Raw genomic sequence first — 22,351 nt, forward strand, 5'->3', positions numbered from 1 at the left:
TCGAATCAGCCGTAGATGGTCTGCCCCTCGTCGTCGGCTTCCTTGCCGATACGACGGGCCAGGAAGAGCCCCTCCAGGGCCAGTTCGAGTGCGCTCGCACGCTCACCGTCGGCCTCGGCGTCGAGACGTTCGGCGATACCGTCGACGACTCCCGCGGTGGTCTCCGGCGACGGGATCGAGGCGAGGAAGTCGGCGGCGGTCACACGGTCTCCGGTGACGACCGGTTCGCCGCTCTCCAACGCATCGACGAGCGGGGCCATGTCAATGCCGCCGAGATGCGCACGCACGGTGTCGGCGATCGATTTGCGCAGCAGATGCTCGAGGATCTCGAGTTCGCGACCCTCCTCACCCGACTCGAATTCGATCTTGCCCCGCAGCACCTCGATCACCGATTCGAGGTCGACGACGCGCGCGACCGCGACGTCCTCACCGGTCACGGTGGCTCGGTGCAGTGCAGCAGCCGCAACGGTCTCGGCGGCGGCGATCGAGAACCGCGCGGACACACCCGAGCGCTGGTCGATCGACGGATGGTCGCGCGCATAGCGAGTGAAGCGGGCGAGGATTTCGGTGATGAACGTCGGAACCGTTGCGGTGAGATCGGCCTCCTGCTCGATGACCGAGATCTCGTCGTCGAGTTCGAGTGGATAGTGCGTGCGGATCTCCGCGCCGAAGCGATCCTTGAGTGGGGTGATGATGCGGCCGCGGTTGGTGTAGTCCTCAGGGTTCGCGCTGGCCATGACGAGCACGTCGAGCGGGAGCCGCAACGTGTAGCCACGCACCTGGATGTCGCGCTCCTCCATCACGTTGAGCATCGCCACCTGGATACGTTCTGCGAGGTCAGGTAGCTCGTTGATGGCGACGATGCCGCGGTGCGCACGCGGGATCAGTCCGAAGTGGATCGTCTCCGGGTCGCCGAGGCTGCGCCCCTCGGCGACCTTCATCGGATCGATGTCGCCCACCAGATCGGCCACGGACGTGTCGGGTGTCGCCAGTTTCTCGCTGTATCGCTGACTGCGGTGGCGCCACTCGATCGGTAGGTCGTCGAGCAGTGCGGCAGCGCGTCGAACCGAGGCCGGGGTGACCGGCTCGTATGGGTGCTCACCCAGCTCGGAGCCTGCGATGACCGGTGTCCACTCGTCGAGCAATCCGACCAGGGTGCGCAGGATGCGCGTCTTGCCCTGACCGCGTTCGCCCAGCATGACGACGTCGTGACCCGCGATCAGCGCACGCTCGAGTTGCGGGATGACCGTTGCCTCGAACCCGACGATGCCCGGCCACGGATCATCGCCCTCGCGAAGAGCTGTCAGCAGGTTGTTGCGGATCTCGTCACGCACGCTGCGCTGAACGTGGCCACTCGCGCGCAACTCGCCGACGGTCCGCGGTGAGGGTGGGCGGCTTTCGGTGGTTTGGGAGTTGGACGCGGTGAAGTTCTCCTCTGGCACCTTCTCCACGGTACTCCGACCAGCGCGCACCGCACCCGCGTGTTTACGGGATGACCGATGCGACCCGGTACCCGTGCGATGTCAGCGTCCCACGCCGGGCGGACCGCGTCACCACAAGGACGTCACCGGGTTACCTCGACGGCCCCACCGGCGCGTCACCTCGCAGAGTGATGCGGTGCATCACTCTGCGAGTGTCGCCGTAGTCGCGGTTGGCGTAGTGCAGGGTGTTGCGGTTGTCCCACAGCACCAGGTCGCCGAGACGCCAGCGGTGTCGCACAATGTGTTCCGGCTTCGTCAGATGCGCGTAGAGGAGGTCGAGGATGCCCCGGCTCTCGGCGTCCGACACGCCCTCGATGTGGGATGTGAAGCCCGGGTTGACGAACAGCGACTTTCGGCCCGTCTCCGGGTGGACCCGCACGACGGGGTGCGACACCGGAACGAGTTCGGTGACTTCTTTACCGTCCCACACGTTTCCGCGGCCACCGCGACGCTGCTGGAGGTAGTAGCCGAACTCGCGATTACCGTCGTGACTCGCGGTGAGATCGTCGACGAGTCGTTGCACCGGCTTCGACAGCGACTCGTAGGCCAGCTCGGCATCGGCCCAGTTGGTGTCGCCTCCGTTGCGCGGCAACACGACCGGACGCAGGATCGATCCCATCGGCGGTCGCGGCATGAACGTCACGTCGGTGTGCCAGACGTCGGCGAACCCGTTGTCGGTGCTGTCGAGCGAATACACCTCGGCAGGGACGTCGCCACTGTTCCACACGGGGTGTCCCGCGGTGAGATCGCCGATGCGGCGCCCGAACTCGACGTGCGACGCGTCGTCGAGGTGCTGATCGCGGAGCACGATCACCTTGTAATCGATCAGCGCCGAGCGAATTGCGCGGATCTCGTCGTCCGAGGCTGAGGCGACGTCGACGCCGCGGATCTCGGCACCGAATCGAGGGCCGAACTCGTCGATGTCGAACTCGACACCGGACGAGACCGGGGCAACATCGCCGAACCCGGAGTCGGCCGGCGTGCGTGGGGAATCAGGGAGTGAAATGGTCATGGGTGTTCCTTCTCGGGGAGTCGTGTGTGGTGTCGAGTCCGAGAGAAGGCGGCGGGGAGCCGTGGTGGCTGCCCTCTGACCAGGTCATCCGGTGGATCATTCGCGCGTAACCTTGCTGCTGGTGTGAGGCCGTGGTCCGCGCCGACCGGCTGTCGGCTACAGAATCCCACAGACGACACCGATCGGCAGCGCGAGGCGTACCGGTGAGTGCGAAGCGGTGGGATTGTGCGGTCACACCCTTTGTCTACCCATCGACGCGCGGACCGCACAGGGTTAGCCGCAGCGCGAGCATAACCCCCGATGCTCAGTCCCTTGTGACCGTTTCGCTGCGTGCCGCACTCTTGACCGCAGCCGCGATCTCGGTGCGCAACACCGTGTACTCAGCGGAGTCTCGGATGTCGTCGGCGCCGAGTCCGGTCCGTGGGATCGGCGACGAGATGTCGAGTGCGACCCGTCCGGGTCGGCTCGTCAGCACGACGATCCTCGACCCGAGGAACGCGGCTTCCTCGGCACTGTGGGTCACGAAGACATTCGTTCGACGCAGCTCGGCGCTCACTGTGCGCAGATCCTCCTGCAGCGTCTCCCGGGTCAGTGCGTCGAGCGCCGCGAACGGTTCGTCGAGCAACAACAGCGATGTGTCGCCCGCCAACGCGCGCGCGATTGCGACGCGTTGCTGCTGACCGCCGGAGATCTCCCAGATCTTGCGATTCGCGGTGTCGGACAGGCCTACTCGCGCGAGCAACTCGTCGCGGCGGGAAGGACGGTCGGCGCGCGGCACCCCGGCGTACTTCAGAGCGAGGTCGACGTTGCCGCCGACGCTGCGCCACGGGAACAGCCGCGGCTGCTGGAACACAACCCCCGACGACGTACCGGGGACCGGAGTTCGGCCGGACACCGTCACGCTGCCCGACGTCGGCTGCTCGAAACCCGCGATGAGTCGCAGCAGAGTGGACTTGCCGCACCCCGACGGTCCCACAAGAACGAGCACCTCCCCCGGGTCCACCTCGAGATCGACCGGACCGACCGCGGTCACGGCCTCGGCGCCCTTGCCGTACCGCTGGGTCACCCCACGCAGGCTGATACCGCCCGTTCCCTGCGCGGCGTCGACCTTCGTGTCACTGCGTCGCGGTGAGGACACCGGGCAACCCCTTGGTGTAGATGGCGTTCTGGAACGTCGACAGCGCGGGCGCCGACGGGATCTGCTGCTGCTCCGCGAGGAATTCTGCCGCGCTGTGCAGATTGTCGGCGACGTTGCCGGGCTTGCCGTCGGTGCCGAGCCACTGCGGAGAGGTCAGCTCGTCGAGCGTCAGGTAGATGCCCTGCTTGAGTTGGTTGGCAGCGTCTTCAGCTGTCGTGTTCAGCTGTGCGGCAACAGCCTTGGCGGCAGCCTGCGGATCGTCGTGGATCTGCTCGAGTGCCCGGGCCTCGACCTTGCGCCAGGTGTCGACCACGTCGGGATGCTGCGAGGCGAAATCGGACGAGACGACACCGAGGTCGAGCGTCGGCTTACCCCACGCGGCAACCTCGCGGCTGGTCACGATGGTCTTGCCGGTCTTGCGCAGCTCGTCGAGCGTCGGCAGCCAGGTGTAGACGGCGTCGACGTCTCCGCGTTGCCACGCGGCCAGCGAGGCCTGCGGTTGCAGGTCGATGAGGTCGACGTCCTTCGGGTTCACGCCTGCGTGGTCGAGCGCGGCGAGCAGGCTGTAGTGCGAGGTCGACGCGAATGCCGTTGCCACGCGCTTGCCCTTGAGGTCGGCGACGGAGTTGATGTTGGTTCCGTTGCGCGCCACCAGTGCTTCGTTGTCGCCCGCCACGTCGAGAATGAAGGCCACCTGATAGCCGATGTTCAACGGCGCAGAGAGCCCGCGTGCCACCGGGCTCGACCCGATGGCGCCGAAGTCGATCTGTTTGGCGACGAACGCCGTGTTGATGTCGGCGCCCGAGTCGAACTTGGTCCACTTGACGTTGTAGTTCGGCAACGCGTCTTCCAACCAGCGATTGTTCTTGACTATCAGGTCGCCGCTCGGGAATGACTGGTAGGCAAGGCGAATCGTCGGCTTGTCGCTGTCACCGCCGGATCTGTCCACCGAGCAGCCGCTGAGCACCATGGTCGCGGCTGCGGCGAGAGCGCCGACGGTCACCGCGAGCGAGCGCAGCCGCGGTCGACGAGACGCGCTCGTTGTCAGGAATGTCATTGTCGTTCAGGCCTTTCCACGCCACGGCACCACTCGGTGCTCGATGAATCGGAGTATGCCGTCGATGATCAGCCCGGAGAGTCCGATGAGGACGATCCCGATGAGCACGACGGGAGTGTTGTTGTAGTTGCTGGCATCCTTGACCACGCCACCGATGCCGGGGATTCCGTTGAAGAGCTCTGCCGCGACCACCGACGAGTAGGCGATACCGACGGACAGTCGGATGCCGGTGAACGTCTCGGGCAGCGCGGCCGGGATCACGACGTCGGTGACGACGTCGCGTCGACTCGCGCCGAGTGCGCGCGCCGCCTCGATCAGCGCGATCGGGGTGGCGCTTACGGCCGTCGTCGTCGCCACGGCCGCCGGCGGTAGCGCTGCGAGGGCCAGGAGTGTGATCTTGGGTGCCTCGTCGATTCCCAGCCAGATGACCAGCAGGAAGAAGTACGCCAGCGGAGGCAGGGCACGCAGGAATGTGAGCCAGGGTTCGAGAAGCCTTCTGACCCACGGGATCGATCCCATGATCAGACCGAGGATCACACCGGCCACCACTCCGATCACGACGCCGACGAACACACGTCGAAGCGTCATGTACAGGTGTTCCCACCAGTAGTAGCCGGCGTACCCGACGACGCCGTTGTGCGTCGTCGACATCTCGACGAACGCGTGCCATACGGAACCGAGCCGCGGCACGAATGTCTCGCTCCAGACACCGCTGAGGGCTACAGCCTGATAGACCGCGAGAAACAGGACGACCGAGAGCACCGGGAGACCGACGTTGAGTGCGAGAGAACGAAGTCGGCTGCCGGTCGAGGTCTTCTCGACGCCGGGTTGGCCGCCCTGGCGCTCCTCGGGAGATATGTCGACGAACAAAGTCACCGGCTATGTCTAGCCGCCTGCCGACCCGAGAACCATCCTTTACGTCAGCGTGAGGAAAACACCGATGTCGTGCGGCACCGCTCGAGACCGCTTGCTCTGCAAACTAACTCACGGCCAGCCAGGCGGCGAGCCCGAGACCCCCGAGTCCGACTGCGATGCGCAACGGACCGGCGGGCAGTCGCTTCACCACGGGCGGACCGCACCACCCGCCGATCAGACAGCCGATCGCCATGGCAAGGGCCGCAACCCAATTGACCGGGCCGAAGATCATGAACCCGACGGCGGCGACGAGATTCGCGACCCCCAGAAACAGCGACTTCAACAGTGTTGCACGCCAGAGTGGTTCGCTCGTGACCACCAGGGTGAGTGCGAGCAGCACGATTCCGGCACCAGCACCGAAGTAGCCGCCGTAGATGGAGATGACGCCGAGACCGACGACGAACACCCAGGGGCGGTCGGCGTGGCGCGAGGCGAGGCGTCGCAACTGCGGTTGCACGAGGAGCGCGACTGCGGCGAAAGCCACCAGATACGGCACGATCACCTTGAAACTCTCGGGTGGTGAAAGCAACAGGATCACCGCGCCGATCGTGCCGCCGATCAACGAGGCGACGACACCGGCGTACAGGGGGCGACGATCGCCTGCGAGCAACACCTTGCCGGACTGGCCGAGACTCCCCGCCCCGACCGCGACGAGCGACACCGTGTTGGTGACGTTCGCTGCGATCGGACTCAGCCCGACAGCCAACAGTGCTGGGTAGCTGACCACCGACGCCAGACCTGTTACGTACCCGATCAGCCCGGCGCCGAACCCGGCCACGAGCAGGAGCGCGAAGTCGAGGACGCTCATCGCCCGCGCGCGATCAGCAGGAGCGGCAACCCGATCGAGTGACCGACGTCCCGCATGGTGACGGCCGGGTCAGTGCGCGAAATGCCGTGCACCTGTGAGGTACAGGGTGACACCTGCCTCGGCTGCGGCTTCGATGACCTCGTTGTCGCGAATCGATCCTCCGGGCTGAACGACCGCCGAGACTCCCCCGTTGATCAGCACCTGCAGCCCGTCCGGGAAGGGGAAGAAGGCGTCCGATGCGCCGACGCTGCCCTTGGCCCTGTCCCCTGCTCGGGTGACGGCCAGATGCGCGGAGTCGACGCGATTGACCTGTCCCATTCCGACTCCGACGGACGCGCGGTCCTTGGCCAGCAGGATCGCGTTGGACTTCACCGAACGACAGGCGCGCCAAGCGAACTCCAGGTCGGCCAAGGTGTCGGGGTCGGCCGGCGGACCGGCGACCAGCGACCAGTTCTCGGGGTTGTCGCCCTCGGCGTCGAGGATGTCGCGATCCTGCATGAGCAGCCCACCGGACACCGGGCGGAACTCGAGCCCTGCACGCACCGGCGGGATGGCACGGAGAATGCGGATGTTCTTCTTGCGCTGCAGGACCGGGAGTGCGCCGTCGGCGAACCCGGGAGCGATGATGACCTCGGTGAAGATCTCGGCGACCTGCTCGGCCATCTCGACGGTGATCTCGCGGTTCGCCGCGATCACGCCTCCGTAGGCGCTCACAGGGTCGCAGGCGTGGGCGAGACGGTGTGCCTCACCGATCGTTTCACCAATCGCGATCCCACAGGGGTTGGCGTGCTTGATGATCGCGACGGCCGGAGCATCGAAGTCGTGCGCACTGCGCCACGCGGCGTCGGAGTCGGTGTAGTTGTTGTAGCTCATCTCCTTGCCGTGCAGCTGTTCTGCCGACGCGAGGCCTTCGGGCGCCGCGGTGGAGAGGTAGAGCGCAGCTGCCTGGTGAGGGTTCTCGCCGTAGCGCAGCACGTCGGAACGCTCCCACGTGAATCCGGACCACTCGGGGAACTTCGATCCGTCGGCGGCCGGCGCCACTTCCTTCGACATCCAGGACGCGACGGCGACGTCGTAATCGGCCGTATGGCGGAATGCCTTGGCGGCCAACTCGCGTCGCTGGGCGAGAGTGAAACCGCCGTCGGCAACAGCTGCCGAAACCTTCTCGTAGTCCATCGGGTCGACGACCACGGCGACCGTGGGATGGTTCTTGGCCGCGCCGCGCACCATAGACGGTCCACCGATGTCGATCTGTTCGATGCACTCGTCGGGCGTTGCACCCGACGCCACGGTCTCGGTGAACGGGTAGAGGTTGACCACGACGAGATCGAACGGGGCCACGCCAAGTTCGTCGAGTTGAGCGACGTGCGATTCCTTGCGACTGTCGGCGAGGATTCCCGCGTGGACCTTCGGATGAAGCGTCTTGACCCGTCCGTCGAGACACTCCGGGAACCCGGTCAGCTCTGACACCTCGGTCACCGGGAAGCCCGCCGCAGCAATGGTTTTCGCCGTCGATCCGGTTGACACCAGTTCGACGCCCGCCTCGTGCAACGCAGACGCCAGGTCGGCGAGGTCGGTCTTGTCGTAGACACTGACCAGAGCGCGCTTGATGGGGCGTCGACCGGTGTCTGCGGGGTTGGCTGCGTTCACGGAATCCGGGCCTTTCGTCCGTCGATGACGACTCCTCGGGTGACGAGTTTCGCCACAACGTCGGCGAGCAGGAAGCGCTCGACCGACTTGATGCGTTCGTGCAATGTCTCCTCGGTATCGCTCGGTGACACCATCACCGGCGCCTGCGCGAGGATCGGTCCGGTGTCGACGCCCTCGTCGACGAGGTGGATGGTCGCACCCGTCACCATCACTCCGTGCTCGAGAGCGTCGGCGACGCCGTGCGCGCCAGGGAACGACGGCAGCAGCGCCGGATGCGAGTTGACGATGCGGCCACCGAAGCGGGACAGGAACGCCGGGCCGAGGATTTTCATGAAACCCGCTGTGACGACCCATGCGGGCGCAACCGCGGACACCTGTTCGGTCAGGGTCTCATCCCAGCGCGCTCGATCGGCGTGATCGGACACACGGCAGACGACAACCGGGATGTCGTGGCGTTGCGCGATCGACGCTGCGCGGCAGTCGCGGTCGACGACAACAGCGGCCACCTCGAAGGCGGCGTCCGGTCCGTCGGCGCGGTCGATGAGCGACTCGAGCAGTGTTCCCGTTCCCGACGCCATCACGACGATGGGGACGCGTACCGGGTTGCCGGCAGCGTCGATGGGAGTTCGGGTCACATCTGCGAGCCTAATGGATCGCTGTTCGCCCGTTGTGAGCGAGGCGCGGCGCCGACGGTGCCGTCGACGAGATCCTCGGTGCCGTCGCCGTCCGCGCTGGTGCCCTCGGCGTCCAAGGCGGTGCCGTCGGCATCCAAGGCGGTGCCGTCGCCGTCCAAGTCGGTGCCGTCGACGTCCAAGCCGGTGCCGTCGACGAGATCCTCGGTGCCGTCGGCGTCATCCCCGATCTCGTCGATGTCCGACTCGTCGTCCATGCCCCACTCGTCACCCTCATCGCGATCCAGGTCGGTGTCGCTCTGCGGACGATCGACGTCCCAGGACTCTACGACGTAGTCGTCGTCGTATCCGGCGTCGTCGAGTTCCTGGTCGTCGAACCACGCGTCGAGGTCGTCGTGGAGATCGGGCTGCAGCCTTGCCTGCCGGGTCGACGGAAGGCAGCCATAGACCAGCGCGACGATGAGTCCGACCACGGCGATCCAGCCGAAGGTGAACACGCCTGCGGCGGCGACGTTGATGCCGGTCGCGCCGATCTCACCGAGCTGGCCACCCGCGGGCCAGCCGAGTAACACGATCATCGACGCCGCAACGGCACCGGCGACGCCGACCGAGCGCACATGGGCGATCGGGTCGAGGGACCGGCATCGCCAACCGACGTAACCGGCGATGGCTGCGGGCACCACGAATCCGAGGATCCCGAGTGAACCGTGGTCGGTCTCGGGGAGCGCGGCGAGCAACGGCACCGGAGGCATCGGGCCGCTGCGCACCGACAACAGGTCGACAGACATCGTCCCGATGTGGGCGCTCGCCCCGACCAGCACCGCCGTTGCGCCGACGATGACGTTGGGCAGGTACAGAATCGACAGGACCGTGAGCCCCAGATAGCCATCGAATCGGTAGCCACCGCTGATGAGGTGCCCGACCTCGGAAAAACTCAGCAGCAGGCGGACCAGCACCAGGATCGAACCCGCCGCGAGAAGTGCCACCGCCGCGAGCAGACCGAAACGTAATCCTCGACGGTCGGCTGCCGTGACCGACGCCTGGGTGGCGAGATCCCGGCGTCGTCGCCAGACGACACCCGCCGCGGTCGCAATCCCGTGCAGAGCGATCGTGCACCCGAAGGCCAACAACGCATTCGGCGCGGCGACGGGCATGTCCGACGACCCGTCCATGAGCACAGCCAACGCCATGGCCGTGATGACGAGCGGTCCGCCCACGGCGGCTGCTGCGATAGCGGCCAGTTCCGACGGCGATCGCCCCACCCGGCTGGCGGACGAGGCGAACCCTGCGGTCCCCGCAGCGACGAGCAGCGTCGGCAACAAGGGCAGCACGCCGAGGGTCACGCCGTTCATCGTCAGCGGCACCTGGTGGATCGCGAGCCAGCACGCGGAGATCGAACTCGCGATCCCCGACATGTCACCCCCGGACATGAGGAGAACGGCAAGCACGCAGACAAGGACGACCATCACCGTGACGACGGGAACCCCGAACGCCACGAGGACCAGTTCACGCGCCGTGCCCTCGGTGCCGACCCGCTGCGCGCGGGTCGCCCGCCGCACCTGGCGCAAGCGTGCGGAGAGACTTTCTGAGGACACAGACCTGATCGACGACATCGTTACGAGCGTGACACGAGTGACTGCAGTTGAGTCGGAGACGCGCCGAGGGGTGATGCTCACGACACGCACCGAATGACACGAGCGGGTATGAGACGCGTGGAGGGCCCCGCCGTCCGGCGAAGCCCTCCATACGTGGTGATGCGATTCTCAGCAGATCGCCGCCGATCGCCAGGCGAGGTCAGCTCTGCGACGAGCCGCTCTGCCCCGGCTGATCATGCGGCCCCGGCTTGGTGAACGCCGAGGTGCGGTCCGCGTATCCCGCTGCTGCCGAAGGGCTCGACGTGGGCGAGGCGGGGGGCGACGCCGCACTGCGCGGCTCCGTGGAAGCCGAGGGACCGGTCGACTGGTCGCCGGACGGCGCAGATGGGCTGGACGCAGATGCACCAGGCGCAGATGCCGAAGACGCTGATGCACCAGGCACGGATGGAGTGGGTGCAGACGACGGGGCGCCCGCGCCGTAGGACGACGTCGCACCGGACTGAGAACTGGGCGACTGGCCGTACGTGTACGCGGACTGGCCGTAATTCGACGCCACCGGCGCCTGAGCCTTACCCGACGCCTGAGCATCGCCGTATCCGGCAGCGGTTGACTGCCCATACGTCTGCCCCTGCCCGTACGCCTGTCCGTATGCCTGAGTGGCGGGCGCGGTCGCGGATATGACGGTGGTCTGCTCCGCAGCGGTCACCGTCGACCCTGCAGGGATCGACCCCGACGTCGCGCCAGCAGCCGGTGCGACCTTGACCTGGCCGAGAACAACGAGCAGCCAGAAGATCGCCAGTCCTGCGATGAACAGTTCGAGAACGAGCTGTACGTAGTCAATCGCAGGGGTGGTCGGCGAGTACGGACCGAAGTCACCCACCGCGAGATGGATGATCGAATAGATGTGGCCGATCGCCACCGCGCTGGTCCACGCGGCCACCACGGGGACGATCGCGTTCACCCCGACCTTGGTGGGCACCAGCGCCGCGAGCAACGCGAGCACGATGACGATGACTCCGTTGATCAGACCGGTGCCGTCGTTCCAGAAGCCGATCAGGAGATTCACCGCCGACAGCGCGCTCAGGGCGATCCCCAGGATCACCGGGAGGTTTGCCGGAAGGCCCTGGCCAACGGGCTTCTGCGCTGATCCGTAGCCGTACTGGCCCTGCCCGTATCCATACTGGCTGGGGTCTTGCTGACCGTAGCCCGGCTGTGCGTACTCCGGTTGGCCGTATTGGCTCTGGGGATAGCCTTGCTGGCCGTACCCCTGTTCGCCATAGCCCTGTTCGCCGTAACCCTGCGGCTGCCCGTAGCCCTGGGCTCCCTGCTGGTTGTATCCGGGCGTCTGGCCGTAACCGTATTGTCCAGCGGACTGCTGGCCGTATCCGTACTGCGGCGGAGTCTGCTGGTCCTGGCTGTGCTGGCCACTGCCGGCCTGGGGATATCCCGAGCCGGGCCCGCCTGGTTGACCGGCGGACTGACCGGCCGACCGACCATAGCCCTGGCTCGATTCAGAGGCTCCGAAACCGGAGCCCCCCGGCTGATAGCTCATACGTCACATCTCCTGCTCGAAGCATTCGAACCGTTCCCCAGCGTCGGCGGGGACGGCAGTTCCCCGACCACGCTAGTACATCGGTGTGAGACGGATCCCTCACCACCGGTGTTCGCGACCGCGGGCCGCGTACCACTCGATGAGGTCCGGATCGTCGATCGAGCGGGGGTCGACGTCGACGCCCGACCGGCCCGCCAGGATGGCTGTCACAGGCACTTCGAGCTTCTTGCCCGTGCGTGTGTGCGGGATTCCGGGAGCCTCGACGACCTCGTCCGGAACGTGCCGTGGGGACAGTCGTGTGCGGATCGCCGAAGCGATCCGGGTGCGCAGGGCGTCGTCGAGCATCGCGCCCGGCACGAGGGTCACGAACAGCGGCATCCAGTACGTGCCGTCTGGCCCGTCGACACCGAGTACGAAGGCTTCTGCCACCTCATCGAGGCTTTCGACGACCTCGTAGATGTCGGCTGATCCCATCCGCACGCCCTGCTTGTTCAGCGTCGCGTCGCTGCGGCCGTGAATGACCAGCGAGCCGCGGTCGGTGACTGTCACCCAGTCCCCATGCCGCCAGACATCCTGCGCGTGCGGATCGGAGTCGTCCGGCGTCGACCATTCGTGCGAGAAGTACGCCGACCGGTATCGGGCGCCGTCCGGGTCGTTCCAGAAGCTGACCGGCATCGACGGCATCGGTGCGGTGACGACCATCTCACCCACCTCACCGATCAGCGGCGTGGTGTCGGCAGCCCAGCTCTCCAACGCCACCCCGAGGTAGCGCACCGAGAGCTCACCGGGCACCACCGGCTGTCCCGACGAACCACCCGCGAACGCGGTCACCACGTCCGTGCCGCCACTGATCGACGACACCGGAAGGCCGGGACGCACGTTCTCGTCGATCCACTCGAACAGGTCGGCAGACAACGCCGAACCAGTGCTCCCGATACCGCGCAGCGCGGACAGGTCGTGGTCGCGACCGGGAACGAGACCGGCTTTGCGGCTCGCCTGCAGCTGCCCCGGACTGGTGCCGAAGTAGGTGACGCCCTCGGCGGCCACCAGTCCCCAGAGCCGATCGGCGTCGGGATGAAGCGGAGAACCGCTGTAACACACGATCTCCGCGCCGACGAGCAGACCAGCCGCCTGGAAGTTCCACATCATCCAGCTCAATGCGGTGTGCCAGAAGAACACATCGTCGCGAGACAGATCAGCGTGCAGCCCGGCCGCTTTGAGATGTTCGACGACGACGCCACCGTGCCCGTGCACGATCCCCTTGGGCCGACCGGTGGTCCCGGAACTGAACAACACCCACAGTGGGTGGTCGAAACCGACCTTGACAGGGATGTCGGCGTCGACCTCACGCGGCCGCGCCACCACCGACTCATAGTCGACGACATCGATGTCGCGGGTGGGTTGACGCGACGGGTCGCCGACGACAACGTGCGCGCGTAAGTCGTCGAGAAGGCCCGCGAGCTCTGCACTGTCGGCGGCTTTGTCGATGTCCTTACCGTTGTAGCGATACCCATCGGCTGTCACGAGGACCTTCGGTCCGAGTTGAGCCAGTCGTCCCGCCGCACCTGATGGCGCGTAGTCCTGGCCGCACCCCGACCAGATAGCCCCGACCGCAGCGGTACCGAGGAAAGCCACCAACGCCTCGGGAATGTCCGGCAGGTACGCGGCGACCACGTCAGAGACACCGACACCGAGTTCGCGCAGTCGCTGCGCGAACGCCAACGACTGTTCTCGCAGTTGCGTCCAGCTCAGAGTCACCCGTGCGCCGTCCTCGTCGACGCCCACAATCGCCGCACGGTCGGCCGCGCCGGGCTCGTCGGCGTTGCGGAAGACCTGGTCGACGTAATTCAGGGTGACACCCGGAAACCACTGCGCTCCAGGCATGGTCGTCGACGCGAGCACGGCGTCGTCACCATCGGCCAACGGACCGGCGATGTCGTCGAGTTCGAAGTACTCCCACACCGCGCGCCAGAACTGCGCCGGCTGCTCCACCGACCATGACCACAACGCGTCGTACGACGCCGTGTCGACGCCGTGTCGCGCTGCCACCTGCCGCGCGAAATCGTCGATGCGACTGGCGGTATCGCTGTGCGTCGACGATCCCATCACGACAACCCCAGCAAGTCGACCGATTCCTCCCGCATGGCCACCTTGCGCACCTTGCCGGTGACCGTCATCGGGAACTCCTTGACCACGTGCACATAGCGCGGGATCTTGTGCCGTGCGATCTTGCCGGTCGCGAACTCGCGGACATCGTCGGCAGTGAGATCGGCGACCCCGTCGCGCAACTGGATCCATGCCATCAGTTCTTCACCGTAGCGTTCGTCCGGCACTCCGATGACCTGCGCGTCGAGAATATCGGGATGCGTGTAGAGGAATTCCTCGATCTCCCGCGGGTAGATGTTCTCGCCGCCGCGTATCACCATGTCCTTGATCCGCCCGGTGATACGCACGTACCCCGCTCCGCTCCCGGCGTCGGTCACATTCGACCCGCTCGCTCCGCTCCCGGCGTCCATGACGGCGAGGTCGCCCGTGTGCATCCACCCGTCGGCGTCGAGGGCCTCGGCTGTCTTCACCGGCTCGTTCCAATACCCGCTCATCACGCTGTATCCGCGCGTGCAGAACTCTCCGGTTTCCCCACGGGGCAACGTTTCTCCCGAGATCGGGTCGACGACCTTGATCTCCAGATGCGGCCCGACCCGTCCCACGGTGCCAACGCGCAGTTCCAGTGGATCGTCGACACGGGTCTGACACGACACCGGCGATGTCTCGGTCATGCCGTAACAAATGGAGACCTCACCCATGTGCATCCGGTCGACGACCTGCCGCATCACATGCTCGGGGCACGGCGAGCCCGCCATGATCCCGGTGCGCAGGCTCGACAGATCGAACTGCCCGGGCTCGGAGTGGTCGAGCAGCGCCAATTCCGCGATGAACATGGTCGGCACACCGTACAAACTGGTGCAGCGATACTCGGCGACAGCACGCAACGCGGCTTCGGGGTCGAACGTCGGTGACGGGATGACCATCGCCGCACCGTGACTCGTGGCCGCCAAATTGCCCATCACACATGCCGAAGCAGTGATAGAAGGGCACCGGGATGGCTATCCGGTCGGCGTCGGTATAGGCGAGGAGTTCCCCCACCAGGTAGCCGTTGTTGCTGATGTTGCTGTGCGTGAGGGTCGCACCCTTCGGGAAACCCGTTGTGCCCGAGGTGTACTGGATGTTGATCGGGTCGTGTGGTTCGAGTGTCGCCGCGCATTCTGCGACAGCCGACAACTCGTCGTTCGACGGTTGCGCGACCAACTCCTGCCATGCAGGCGTCTCGAAGCAGATCACCTCACGCAACTCCGGCGCCGACGGACGTGCAGCGTCGAGCATGCCCTTGTAGTCGGAGTCCTTGTACCGCTTTGCTGCGAGGACGACGCTGGTTCCCGACTGCGTCAACGCATAGTCGAGTTCGTTCTGCCGGTACGCAGGGTTGAGGTTGACGAGAATGGCACCGATCTCCGCCGTGGCGTACTGGGTGACCACCCACTCGGGGCGATTGGGCGCCCAGAGTCCGACGCGGTCACCCTTGCCCACTCCGAGTCGGAGCAGACCCGCGGCGAGCGCCAGAACGTCGGCGCGGAACTCGCGGTAGGTCCAGGTGCGGTCGGTGGGCGCGTCGACGAGCGCGAGATTGTCGGGGAAGGACTCGGTCGTGCGTGCCAGTGTCGCACCGATCGGCTCGGTCAGCAGCGGTGGGCTGTCTTCACCACGGGCATAAGACAGTTCGACGGTCTGCTCGTCCATTTCGGTCACTTTCTTGTCGCGGACTCTGGGATGTGCTCACAGGCGGTGGTCTAGTCCAGCCCGACCGGCGTCGACCGGCTCACAGCCTGCGCCGTCGGTGGCGGTCATGGTGTTGTCAGATTCTCCGCGGCCGCAGCGCGGGCCAGCACGGCCTCAGCCTGACGCAACACCGGACCGTCGATCATCTGGCCGTCGAGGCTGAATACACCGCCCCCGAACTCTTCGGACTTCTCGAGAACCTTCTTCGCCCAATCGACTTCGTCGGGGTCGGGGCTGTACCCGGTGCGGATGACCTCCACCTGCGAGGGGTGGATGCACGCGGTCGCGGCGTAGCCCAGTGCCACGGCGTCACGCACCTCGGCGGCGAGCCCGTCGGTGTCGGGGATGTCGAGATGCACCGAATCGACTGCGAAGATACCGGCGGCTGCCGAGGAGATGCGCACCATCGCACGGGCGTAACGCGCCACGTCGCGGTACGTGCCGGCGCCCGGCTCACCGGCGGCGAAGCGACTCGACTTACCACCGAGACCCGCGACGAGATCCTCTGCACCCCACATCAATCCGATGCAGTTCACCGCCTGCGCGATCTGGTTGACATTCACCACTCCGAGCGGCGTCTCGATGAGGGCGATCGTCTGAAACGCTGTTTCGATCACCGACTCGGCGGTCTCCGCCTTGGCTTGCATGACCACTCGATAGTTGGTGTCGCTCAGGGCGGCCAGGTCACGTCGGTAGTCACCGGTGCCCGCCGGATTGATTCGCACCACTGTGCGGTCGGGGTCGATGGCATTGGCGATCAACGCTTCTCGGGCGTCGGTGCGGTTCTCCGGGGCAACGGCGTCTTCGAGGTCGAGGATGACAACATCGGCCCGTTCCAGCGCCTTCTGGTAGCGCTCGGGACGGTCGGCCGGACAGAAGAGCATCGCGGGACCGGATGGCAGCCATGCGTTGGCCAGCATCTGGGGTTCGTTGCCGATCTGGCTGGCAACACCAAACTGATTGGGTGGCACGATCGGGCCGGTGGTCACGATTCTCACTCCTGTTCGTCGGACGCCCCGCGGAGGTGTGTCTCCCGCGGGTCAGTCGTCGGGTTGCTTCCGTACCAGTGTGGCCCTCGCAGCACGTGCGACGACCACCCCGTCCTGGTTGCGGCCGATGTGGAGGAGGTTGACCACTCCCTCGCCGGGCCGTGACCTCGATTCGCGCTTGCCGGTGCACTCGGTCTCCGCGTACAGCGTGTCGCCTGCGAACAGCGGTGCGGGAAAAGCGACCTCGCTGAATCCGAGGTTCGCCACGAGTGTCCCCTGCGTCAGTTGCGACACCGACAGACCCACGATGGTCGACAGCGTGAACATCGAGTTGATGAGTCGCTGACCGCCGAAACCCGGTTGCTGTGCCGACCATGCGGCGTCGAGATGCAGCGCCTGGGTGTTCATGGTGAGCGTGGTGAACAACACGTTGTCGGCCTCGGTCACGGTTCGACCCGGCCGGTGCTCGTAGACCGTGCCCTCGTCGAATTCCTCGAACCACAGTCCGCGTTGTATCACTCTGCGCACCGTCGACGTGGACGATTGCGTGTCGTCGTTCATGAGAAGCCCAACTCGCGCGCGATCAGCATGAGCTGAACCTCGGTGGTGCCCTCCCCGATCTCGAGGATCTTCGAGTCGCGATAGTGACGCGCCACCGGGTACTCGTTCATGAAGCCGTAGCCGCCGTGGATCTGTGTCGCCATGCGCGCGTTGTCCATCGCGGCCTCACTGGCGATCATCTTGGCGATCGACGCCTCTTTCTTGAACGGCTTGCCCGCCAACATCTTCGCCGCGACATCGTAGTAGGCGGTGCGGGCCACGTGCGCCCTGGCCTCCATCCGGGCGATCGCGAACGACACCGACTGGTAGTTGCCGATCGGTTGCCCGAAGGACTGACGCTCCTTGGCGTACTTCACGCTCTCGTCCACACATCCCTGGGCGACACCGGTCGCGAGCGCCGCGATCGCGATGCGGCCCTCGTCGAGGATCGACAGGAAGTTCGCGTACCCGCGACCACGGGTTCCCAGCAGATTCTCCTTGGGCACGCGCGCGTCCGTGAACGTCAACGGATGGGTGTCCGAGGCGTTCCAACCGACCTTGTTGTACGCCGGTTCCGCGGTGAACCCGGCGGTGTCGGAGGGCACGATGATGGTGGAGATCTCCTTGCGCCCGTTCTCCTTCACACCGGTGACCGCGGTGACGGTGACCAGCGAGGTGATATCGGTTCCGGAGTTCGTGATGAACTGCTTGGCGCCGTTGATGATCCAACTGTCACCGTCGTCGCGGGCAGTGGTTGCGGTGGCCCCCGCATCCGATCCCGCCCCCGGTTCGGTGAGACCGAAGCCGGCGAGTGCGACGCCCGACGTCAGGTCGGGTAGGTAGCGCTGCTTCTGCTCCTCGGTGCCGAACTTGTAGATGGGCATCGCGCCGAGGCTGACTCCGGCTTCGAGCGTGATGGCGACCGACTGGTCGACCTTGCCGAGTTCTTCGAGTGCCAACGACAGCGCGAAATAGTCGCCGCCCATCCCGCCGTACTCCTCGGGGAAGGGCAGTCCGAACAGTCCCATCTTGCCCATCTGCGAGACGACCTCGTACGGGAAGCTGTGTTCGGCATCGTGTGTGGCTGAGACCGGCGCGACAACCGACTGCGCGAAGTCCCGCACGCTGCCGATCAGGTCGGTGTATTCCTGGCTGAGTTCCATCAGTTCGCCTGCTCCATCGAGTTCTCGTCTGTTATCTGTGCAAGTGTGTGACCGGCCGCGACCTTGTCGCCGACCTTCGCGGCGAGTGCGACGACACCGGCCGTCGGCGCGGTCAGGGTGTGCTCCATCTTCATCGCCTCGACGACGATGACGGGGACGCCTGCCTCCACCGCCTCACCGTCGGCGACCGACACCGCGACGACGGTTCCCGGCATCGGCGAGGTGATCTCCCCTGCCTGCTCGTCGGCGGCCTCGTCGAGAATCGGCCGGGCGAGTTCGAGCGTCCACGTTCCGTGCGGACCCGATACCCACCATGATCCGTCGACCTCGGCATGTGACCACGACTGGCTGACACCGTCGACGATTAATCGATCGACGTGGGAATCGTTGCCGCTCTGCGTAATCCGACGGTACTCAACGTCTGCTTCCCACGGTTCGTCGTCTCCGTCGACATCGCCGGTGACCGATGCGTGCCCGCGAAGTGTCTCGTCGGTTGCGGCGTCGACGCGCAGCGTGACCGTCCAATGTCTCCCCTCGCCGTCGACGATGCGGGTCACCACCGGCGCGGGCGCGCCGATCCGCCAGCCGACCTCGGTGCGCCACACGTCTCCCGACGCACGGAACCCGGTCCGAGCAGCGCCGACCAGAACCAGGGCCTCCGGAACCGGTTGCGGTGCAGTGTAATCCACGACCAGTCGGTCGAGGAGCTCCGTGTCGAGGTCGGCGTCGCGGACGCGCTGCTGCGCCAACACGAATCGGCAGAAGTCGATGTTGGTCACCACACCGAGCACTCGGGTGTGTGCGAGCGCCTGGTCGAGGCGTTCGATCGCTTCGTCCCGATCACCGCCGTAGGCGATGACCTTCGCCAGCATGGGGTCGTAGTCGCTGCCGACGACCATGCCCGCGAACATCGCGGAGTCGACACGTACACCGCGGTGTCCACTCGTGTCGGACCGGTCGTCGGGCTGGTCGAGAGCGACGATCGTGCCGCCCGTCGGCAGGAAACCGCGCGCGGGGTCCTCGGCGTAGACCCGCGCCTCGATCGCATGCCCCGACAGCTTGACGTCGCCCTGGGTAAGCGCCAGTTTCTCGCCGCGTGCCACCCGGACCTGTTGCTCGACGAGGTCTATCCCGGTGACCAGTTCGGTCACAGGGTGCTCCACCTGCAGGCGGGTGTTCATCTCCATGAAGAAGAACTGGTCCGGCCGCTTGGCGGACACGATGAATTCGACGGTGCCCGCTCCGGTGTAGCCGACGCTGCGCGCGGCGTCGCATGCCGCTTCACCGATTCTGGCGCGTGTCGCCTCGTCGAGGAGTGCCGAGGGTGCCTCCTCGATGACCTTCTGATGTCGGCGTTGGAGCGAACACTCGCGCTCACCGAGGTGAATCACGTTGCCGTACTTGTCGGCGAGGATCTGCACCTCGATGTGGCGGGGCGTGTCGACGAAGTGCTCGAGGAACAGCGAGTCGTCGCCGAATGCCGATCCGGCCTCACGACGCGCACGCTGCAGTGCGGCGGGCAGCTCCTCGGGGTCCTCCACACGGTGCATGCCCTTGCCGCCACCACCGGCGCTCGGTTTGATCAGTACCGGGAATCCGATGTCGGGTGCCGCGGCGATCAGATCGTCGTCGGACAGGCCGGGACGTGACAGGCCGGGAACCACCGGGACATCGCGTTCGACGACAGCCGCGCGCGCGGTGATCTTGTCGCCCATCGTCGCGATCGCCGCTGCGGGCGGTCCGATGAACGTGATGGCGGCGGCATCGAGCGCTGCCGCGAATTTCTGGTTCTCGGACAGAAATCCGTAGCCGGGATGCACCGCGTCGGCTCCGGTCTGCTGCGCGGCCCGCACCACGGCGTCGATGTCGAGGTAGCTCTGCGCGGCCGGCGCGGGTCCGAGCCGCACGGCGACGTCGGCCATCCGCACGTGCAGGGCGTCGGCATCCGCGTCGGAGTAGACGGCGATGCTGCGAATCCCCATGCGACGCAAGGTCTCGATGACCCGACACGCGATCTCGCCACGATTGGCGACGAGAACACTGCGGATCGGGCGGGGTGTCGGTGTCGTCATGTCACTCGCATCCATGGTCGCTGGAATCGCTTCGTTGGTCTGGGTTCGCATCGATCGCGTGGTCACATCCGGAACACGCCGTAACGAGGTTCCGCCAGCGGTGCGTGGCGTGCCGTTTCGAGCGCCAAGCCGAGAAGTGTGCGGGTCTGTGCCGGATCGACGATGCCGTCGTCCCACAGTCGCGCAGTCGAATAATAGGCATCGGACTGCTCGTCGAATTGTTTCCGGATCGGCGCCTTGAACGCCTCCTCGTCGTCGGTCGACCAGTCGTCGCCGGACCGCTCGATCTGATTGCGACGCACGGTCGCCAGGGTGTCGGCGGCCTGCGGTCCACCCATGACCGAGATGCGTGCGTTCGGCCATGACCACAGGAATCGGGGCGAGTACGCACGGCCGCACATCGAGTAGTTGCCCGCGCCGAACGACCCGCCGATCATCACGGTGAACTTCGGCACGCGCGCGCACGCGACGGCGTTGACCATCTTGGCGCCGTTCTTGGCGATGCCGCCCTCCTCGTAGGCGCGCCCGACCATGAACCCGGTGATGTTCTGTAGGAACACCAACGGGATTCGACGCTGGTCGCACAGTTCGATGAAATGTGCTCCCTTGAGCGCCGATTCGCTGAACAGCACGCCGTTGTTGGCGACGAAGCCGACCGGGTGTCCGTGTACGTGCGCGAATGCGGTCACGAGCGTGGTGCCGTAGTTCGCCTTGAACTCGGTGAACTCTCCCGCGTCGCTGATGATCTCGATCACCTGGCGCACGTCGTACGGTGTGCGGGCATCGGTGGGGACCACGTCGTAGATGTCGGTCTGGCTGCGTACGGGTTCGCGTGGCGCGATGGTTTCCCACTGTGCAGGGTCACGCGGGCCGAGCGTGGCGACGATCTCGCGCACCTTGGCCAGCGCCTGCTGGTCGTTGTCGACGAGATGGTCGGTGACACCGGACACCGACGAGTGCATCGCACCGCCACCGAGGTCCTCTGCGGTGACGTCCTCGCCCGTCGCCGCCTTCACCAGTGGCGGACCGGCGAGGAAGATCGTGCCCTGGTTGCGGACGATCACGGTCTCGTCGCTCATCGCGGGTACATAGGCGCCGCCGGCGGTGGACGACCCGAGCACCGCGGCGATCTGCGGGATGCCCGCGGCACTCATGGTTGCCTGGTTGTAGAAGATGCGGCCGAAGTGCTCGCGGTCGGGAAACACCTCGTCCTGTTGGAGCAGCATCGCCCCGCCCGAGTCGACGAGGTAGATGCAGGGCAGACGATTCGCTGCGGCGATCTCCTGCGCACGCAGATGCTTCTTGACCGTCATCGGGTAGTAGGTGCCGCCCGACACCGTCGCATCGTTGGCGACGATCATGCATTCGCGACCAGCCACACGCCCGACACCGGCGATCACGCCCGCCGACGGAACCTTGTCGTCGTACATGCCGAATGCCGCGAGCGGGGCGACCTCGAGGAACGGTGACCCGACGTCGAGAAGACCGTCGACCCGGTCGCGTGGCAGTAGCTTGCCCCGGGAGATGTGGCGCTCACGAGCGCGTTCACCACCGCCGACCGCGACGCGCTCGAGACGCTCGCGCAGCGTCGCGACGTGGGATTCGTGCACCTCGCGGCCGGTCGGATGCGCACCACTTCCGCCGGTCGAGCCGCCACCGCTGGTCGAGCCGCCACCGCTGGTCGAGCCTGTCGAGACCACACTCGTCACAGTCAGACCTTTCAGTTAGCTGCAATTAACTGAATTGACTCTAGCCGATTGCTGGGACGCTGTCACCTACCAGTCATTGTCGGGTCTAGCGTGACGCGCGTCACGCAATTTCGTACTGTTGAGGGTGCGGTCCACCACCCCGGACCCAGCCCACAGGTCGTCGGCCACACCCGGTGCCGACGCCGACACAACACGAAGGCCAGG

16 protein-coding genes and 1 pseudogene are annotated in these 22,351 nt (G+C 66.2%); all 17 read right to left on the minus strand.

Annotated features, from left to right (window positions below; translation table 11 throughout):
• Nucleotides 1–5: 5 nt before the first annotated feature.
• Nucleotides 6–1,451, minus strand: a complete 1,446-nt coding sequence (locus tag LK459_RS03680) for a sigma 54-interacting transcriptional regulator (RefSeq protein WP_227921894.1) — start codon at nucleotides 1,449–1,451, stop codon at nucleotides 6–8.
• A gap of 121 nt (nucleotides 1,452–1,572) precedes the next feature.
• Nucleotides 1,573–2,493 (minus strand): TauD/TfdA dioxygenase family protein, encoded by a 921-nt coding sequence (locus LK459_RS03685; RefSeq protein WP_007239719.1) that lies wholly within the window; start codon nucleotides 2,491–2,493, stop codon nucleotides 1,573–1,575.
• A 304-nt stretch (nucleotides 2,494–2,797) separates the two neighbouring features.
• On the minus strand, nucleotides 2,798–3,631 hold the full coding sequence (locus LK459_RS03690; protein ID WP_007239718.1) for an ABC transporter ATP-binding protein: 834 nt from the start codon (nucleotides 3,629–3,631) through the stop codon (nucleotides 2,798–2,800).
• Nucleotides 3,609–4,688 (minus strand): taurine ABC transporter substrate-binding protein, encoded by a 1,080-nt coding sequence (locus LK459_RS03695; protein ID WP_007239717.1) that lies wholly within the window; start codon nucleotides 4,686–4,688, stop codon nucleotides 3,609–3,611. Before LK459_RS03695 ends, LK459_RS03690 begins: the two co-directional genes overlap by 23 nt.
• A 6-nt stretch (nucleotides 4,689–4,694) precedes the next feature.
• Nucleotides 4,695–5,564, minus strand: a complete 870-nt coding sequence (locus LK459_RS03700) for an ABC transporter permease (protein ID WP_007239716.1) — start codon at nucleotides 5,562–5,564, stop codon at nucleotides 4,695–4,697.
• A 103-nt stretch (nucleotides 5,565–5,667) separates the two neighbouring features.
• Nucleotides 5,668–6,411, minus strand: coding sequence for a sulfite exporter TauE/SafE family protein (locus LK459_RS03705; protein WP_039994242.1), 744 nt, complete (start codon nucleotides 6,409–6,411; stop codon nucleotides 5,668–5,670).
• A gap of 69 nt (nucleotides 6,412–6,480) precedes the next feature.
• Entirely contained in the window at nucleotides 6,481–8,061 is a 1,581-nt protein-coding gene (gene purH / locus LK459_RS03710; protein WP_007240306.1) for a bifunctional phosphoribosylaminoimidazolecarboxamide formyltransferase/IMP cyclohydrolase, read from the minus strand.
• Complete coding sequence (gene purN, locus LK459_RS03715; protein WP_227923563.1) at nucleotides 8,058–8,639, minus strand: phosphoribosylglycinamide formyltransferase; 582 nt, start codon at nucleotides 8,637–8,639, stop codon at nucleotides 8,058–8,060. Before purN ends, purH begins: the two co-directional genes overlap by 4 nt.
• A gap of 53 nt (nucleotides 8,640–8,692) precedes the next feature.
• Entirely contained in the window at nucleotides 8,693–10,252 is a 1,560-nt protein-coding gene (locus LK459_RS03720) for a cell division protein PerM (RefSeq protein WP_227921896.1), read from the minus strand.
• A gap of 235 nt (nucleotides 10,253–10,487) precedes the next feature.
• Entirely contained in the window at nucleotides 10,488–11,840 is a 1,353-nt protein-coding gene (locus tag LK459_RS03725) for a hypothetical protein (RefSeq protein WP_007238673.1), read from the minus strand.
• Nucleotides 11,841–11,939: 99 nt separating this feature from the next.
• Entirely contained in the window at nucleotides 11,940–13,946 is a 2,007-nt protein-coding gene (locus LK459_RS03730) for an acetoacetate--CoA ligase (RefSeq protein ID WP_007238672.1), read from the minus strand.
• Nucleotides 13,946–15,635: pseudogene (locus LK459_RS03735) on the minus strand (AMP-binding protein). The gene LK459_RS03730 and the pseudogene LK459_RS03735 overlap by 1 nt, the downstream one beginning before the upstream one ends.
• 104 nt (nucleotides 15,636–15,739) lie before the next feature.
• On the minus strand, nucleotides 15,740–16,663 hold the full coding sequence (locus tag LK459_RS03740) for an HpcH/HpaI aldolase/citrate lyase family protein (RefSeq protein WP_007238670.1): 924 nt from the start codon (nucleotides 16,661–16,663) through the stop codon (nucleotides 15,740–15,742).
• A gap of 51 nt (nucleotides 16,664–16,714) precedes the next feature.
• Nucleotides 16,715–17,224: a MaoC family dehydratase gene (locus LK459_RS03745; RefSeq protein ID WP_007238669.1), complete on the minus strand. Its 510-nt coding sequence runs from the start codon at nucleotides 17,222–17,224 to the stop codon at nucleotides 16,715–16,717.
• Entirely contained in the window at nucleotides 17,221–18,366 is a 1,146-nt protein-coding gene (locus tag LK459_RS03750; protein ID WP_227921898.1) for an acyl-CoA dehydrogenase family protein, read from the minus strand. Before LK459_RS03750 ends, LK459_RS03745 begins: the two co-directional genes overlap by 4 nt.
• A complete protein-coding gene (locus tag LK459_RS03755; RefSeq protein ID WP_039993953.1) occupies nucleotides 18,366–20,438 on the minus strand; it encodes an acetyl/propionyl/methylcrotonyl-CoA carboxylase subunit alpha in 2,073 nt (690 codons plus the stop codon). Before LK459_RS03755 ends, LK459_RS03750 begins: the two co-directional genes overlap by 1 nt.
• Before the next feature lie 62 nt (nucleotides 20,439–20,500).
• Nucleotides 20,501–22,048: a carboxyl transferase domain-containing protein gene (locus LK459_RS03760; RefSeq protein ID WP_039993952.1), complete on the minus strand. Its 1,548-nt coding sequence runs from the start codon at nucleotides 22,046–22,048 to the stop codon at nucleotides 20,501–20,503.
• Between the last annotated feature and the right edge of the window lie 303 nt (nucleotides 22,049–22,351).

This window comes from Gordonia otitidis (genome assembly GCF_020735545.1).
Lineage (GTDB): Bacteria > Actinomycetota > Actinomycetes > Mycobacteriales > Mycobacteriaceae > Gordonia > Gordonia otitidis.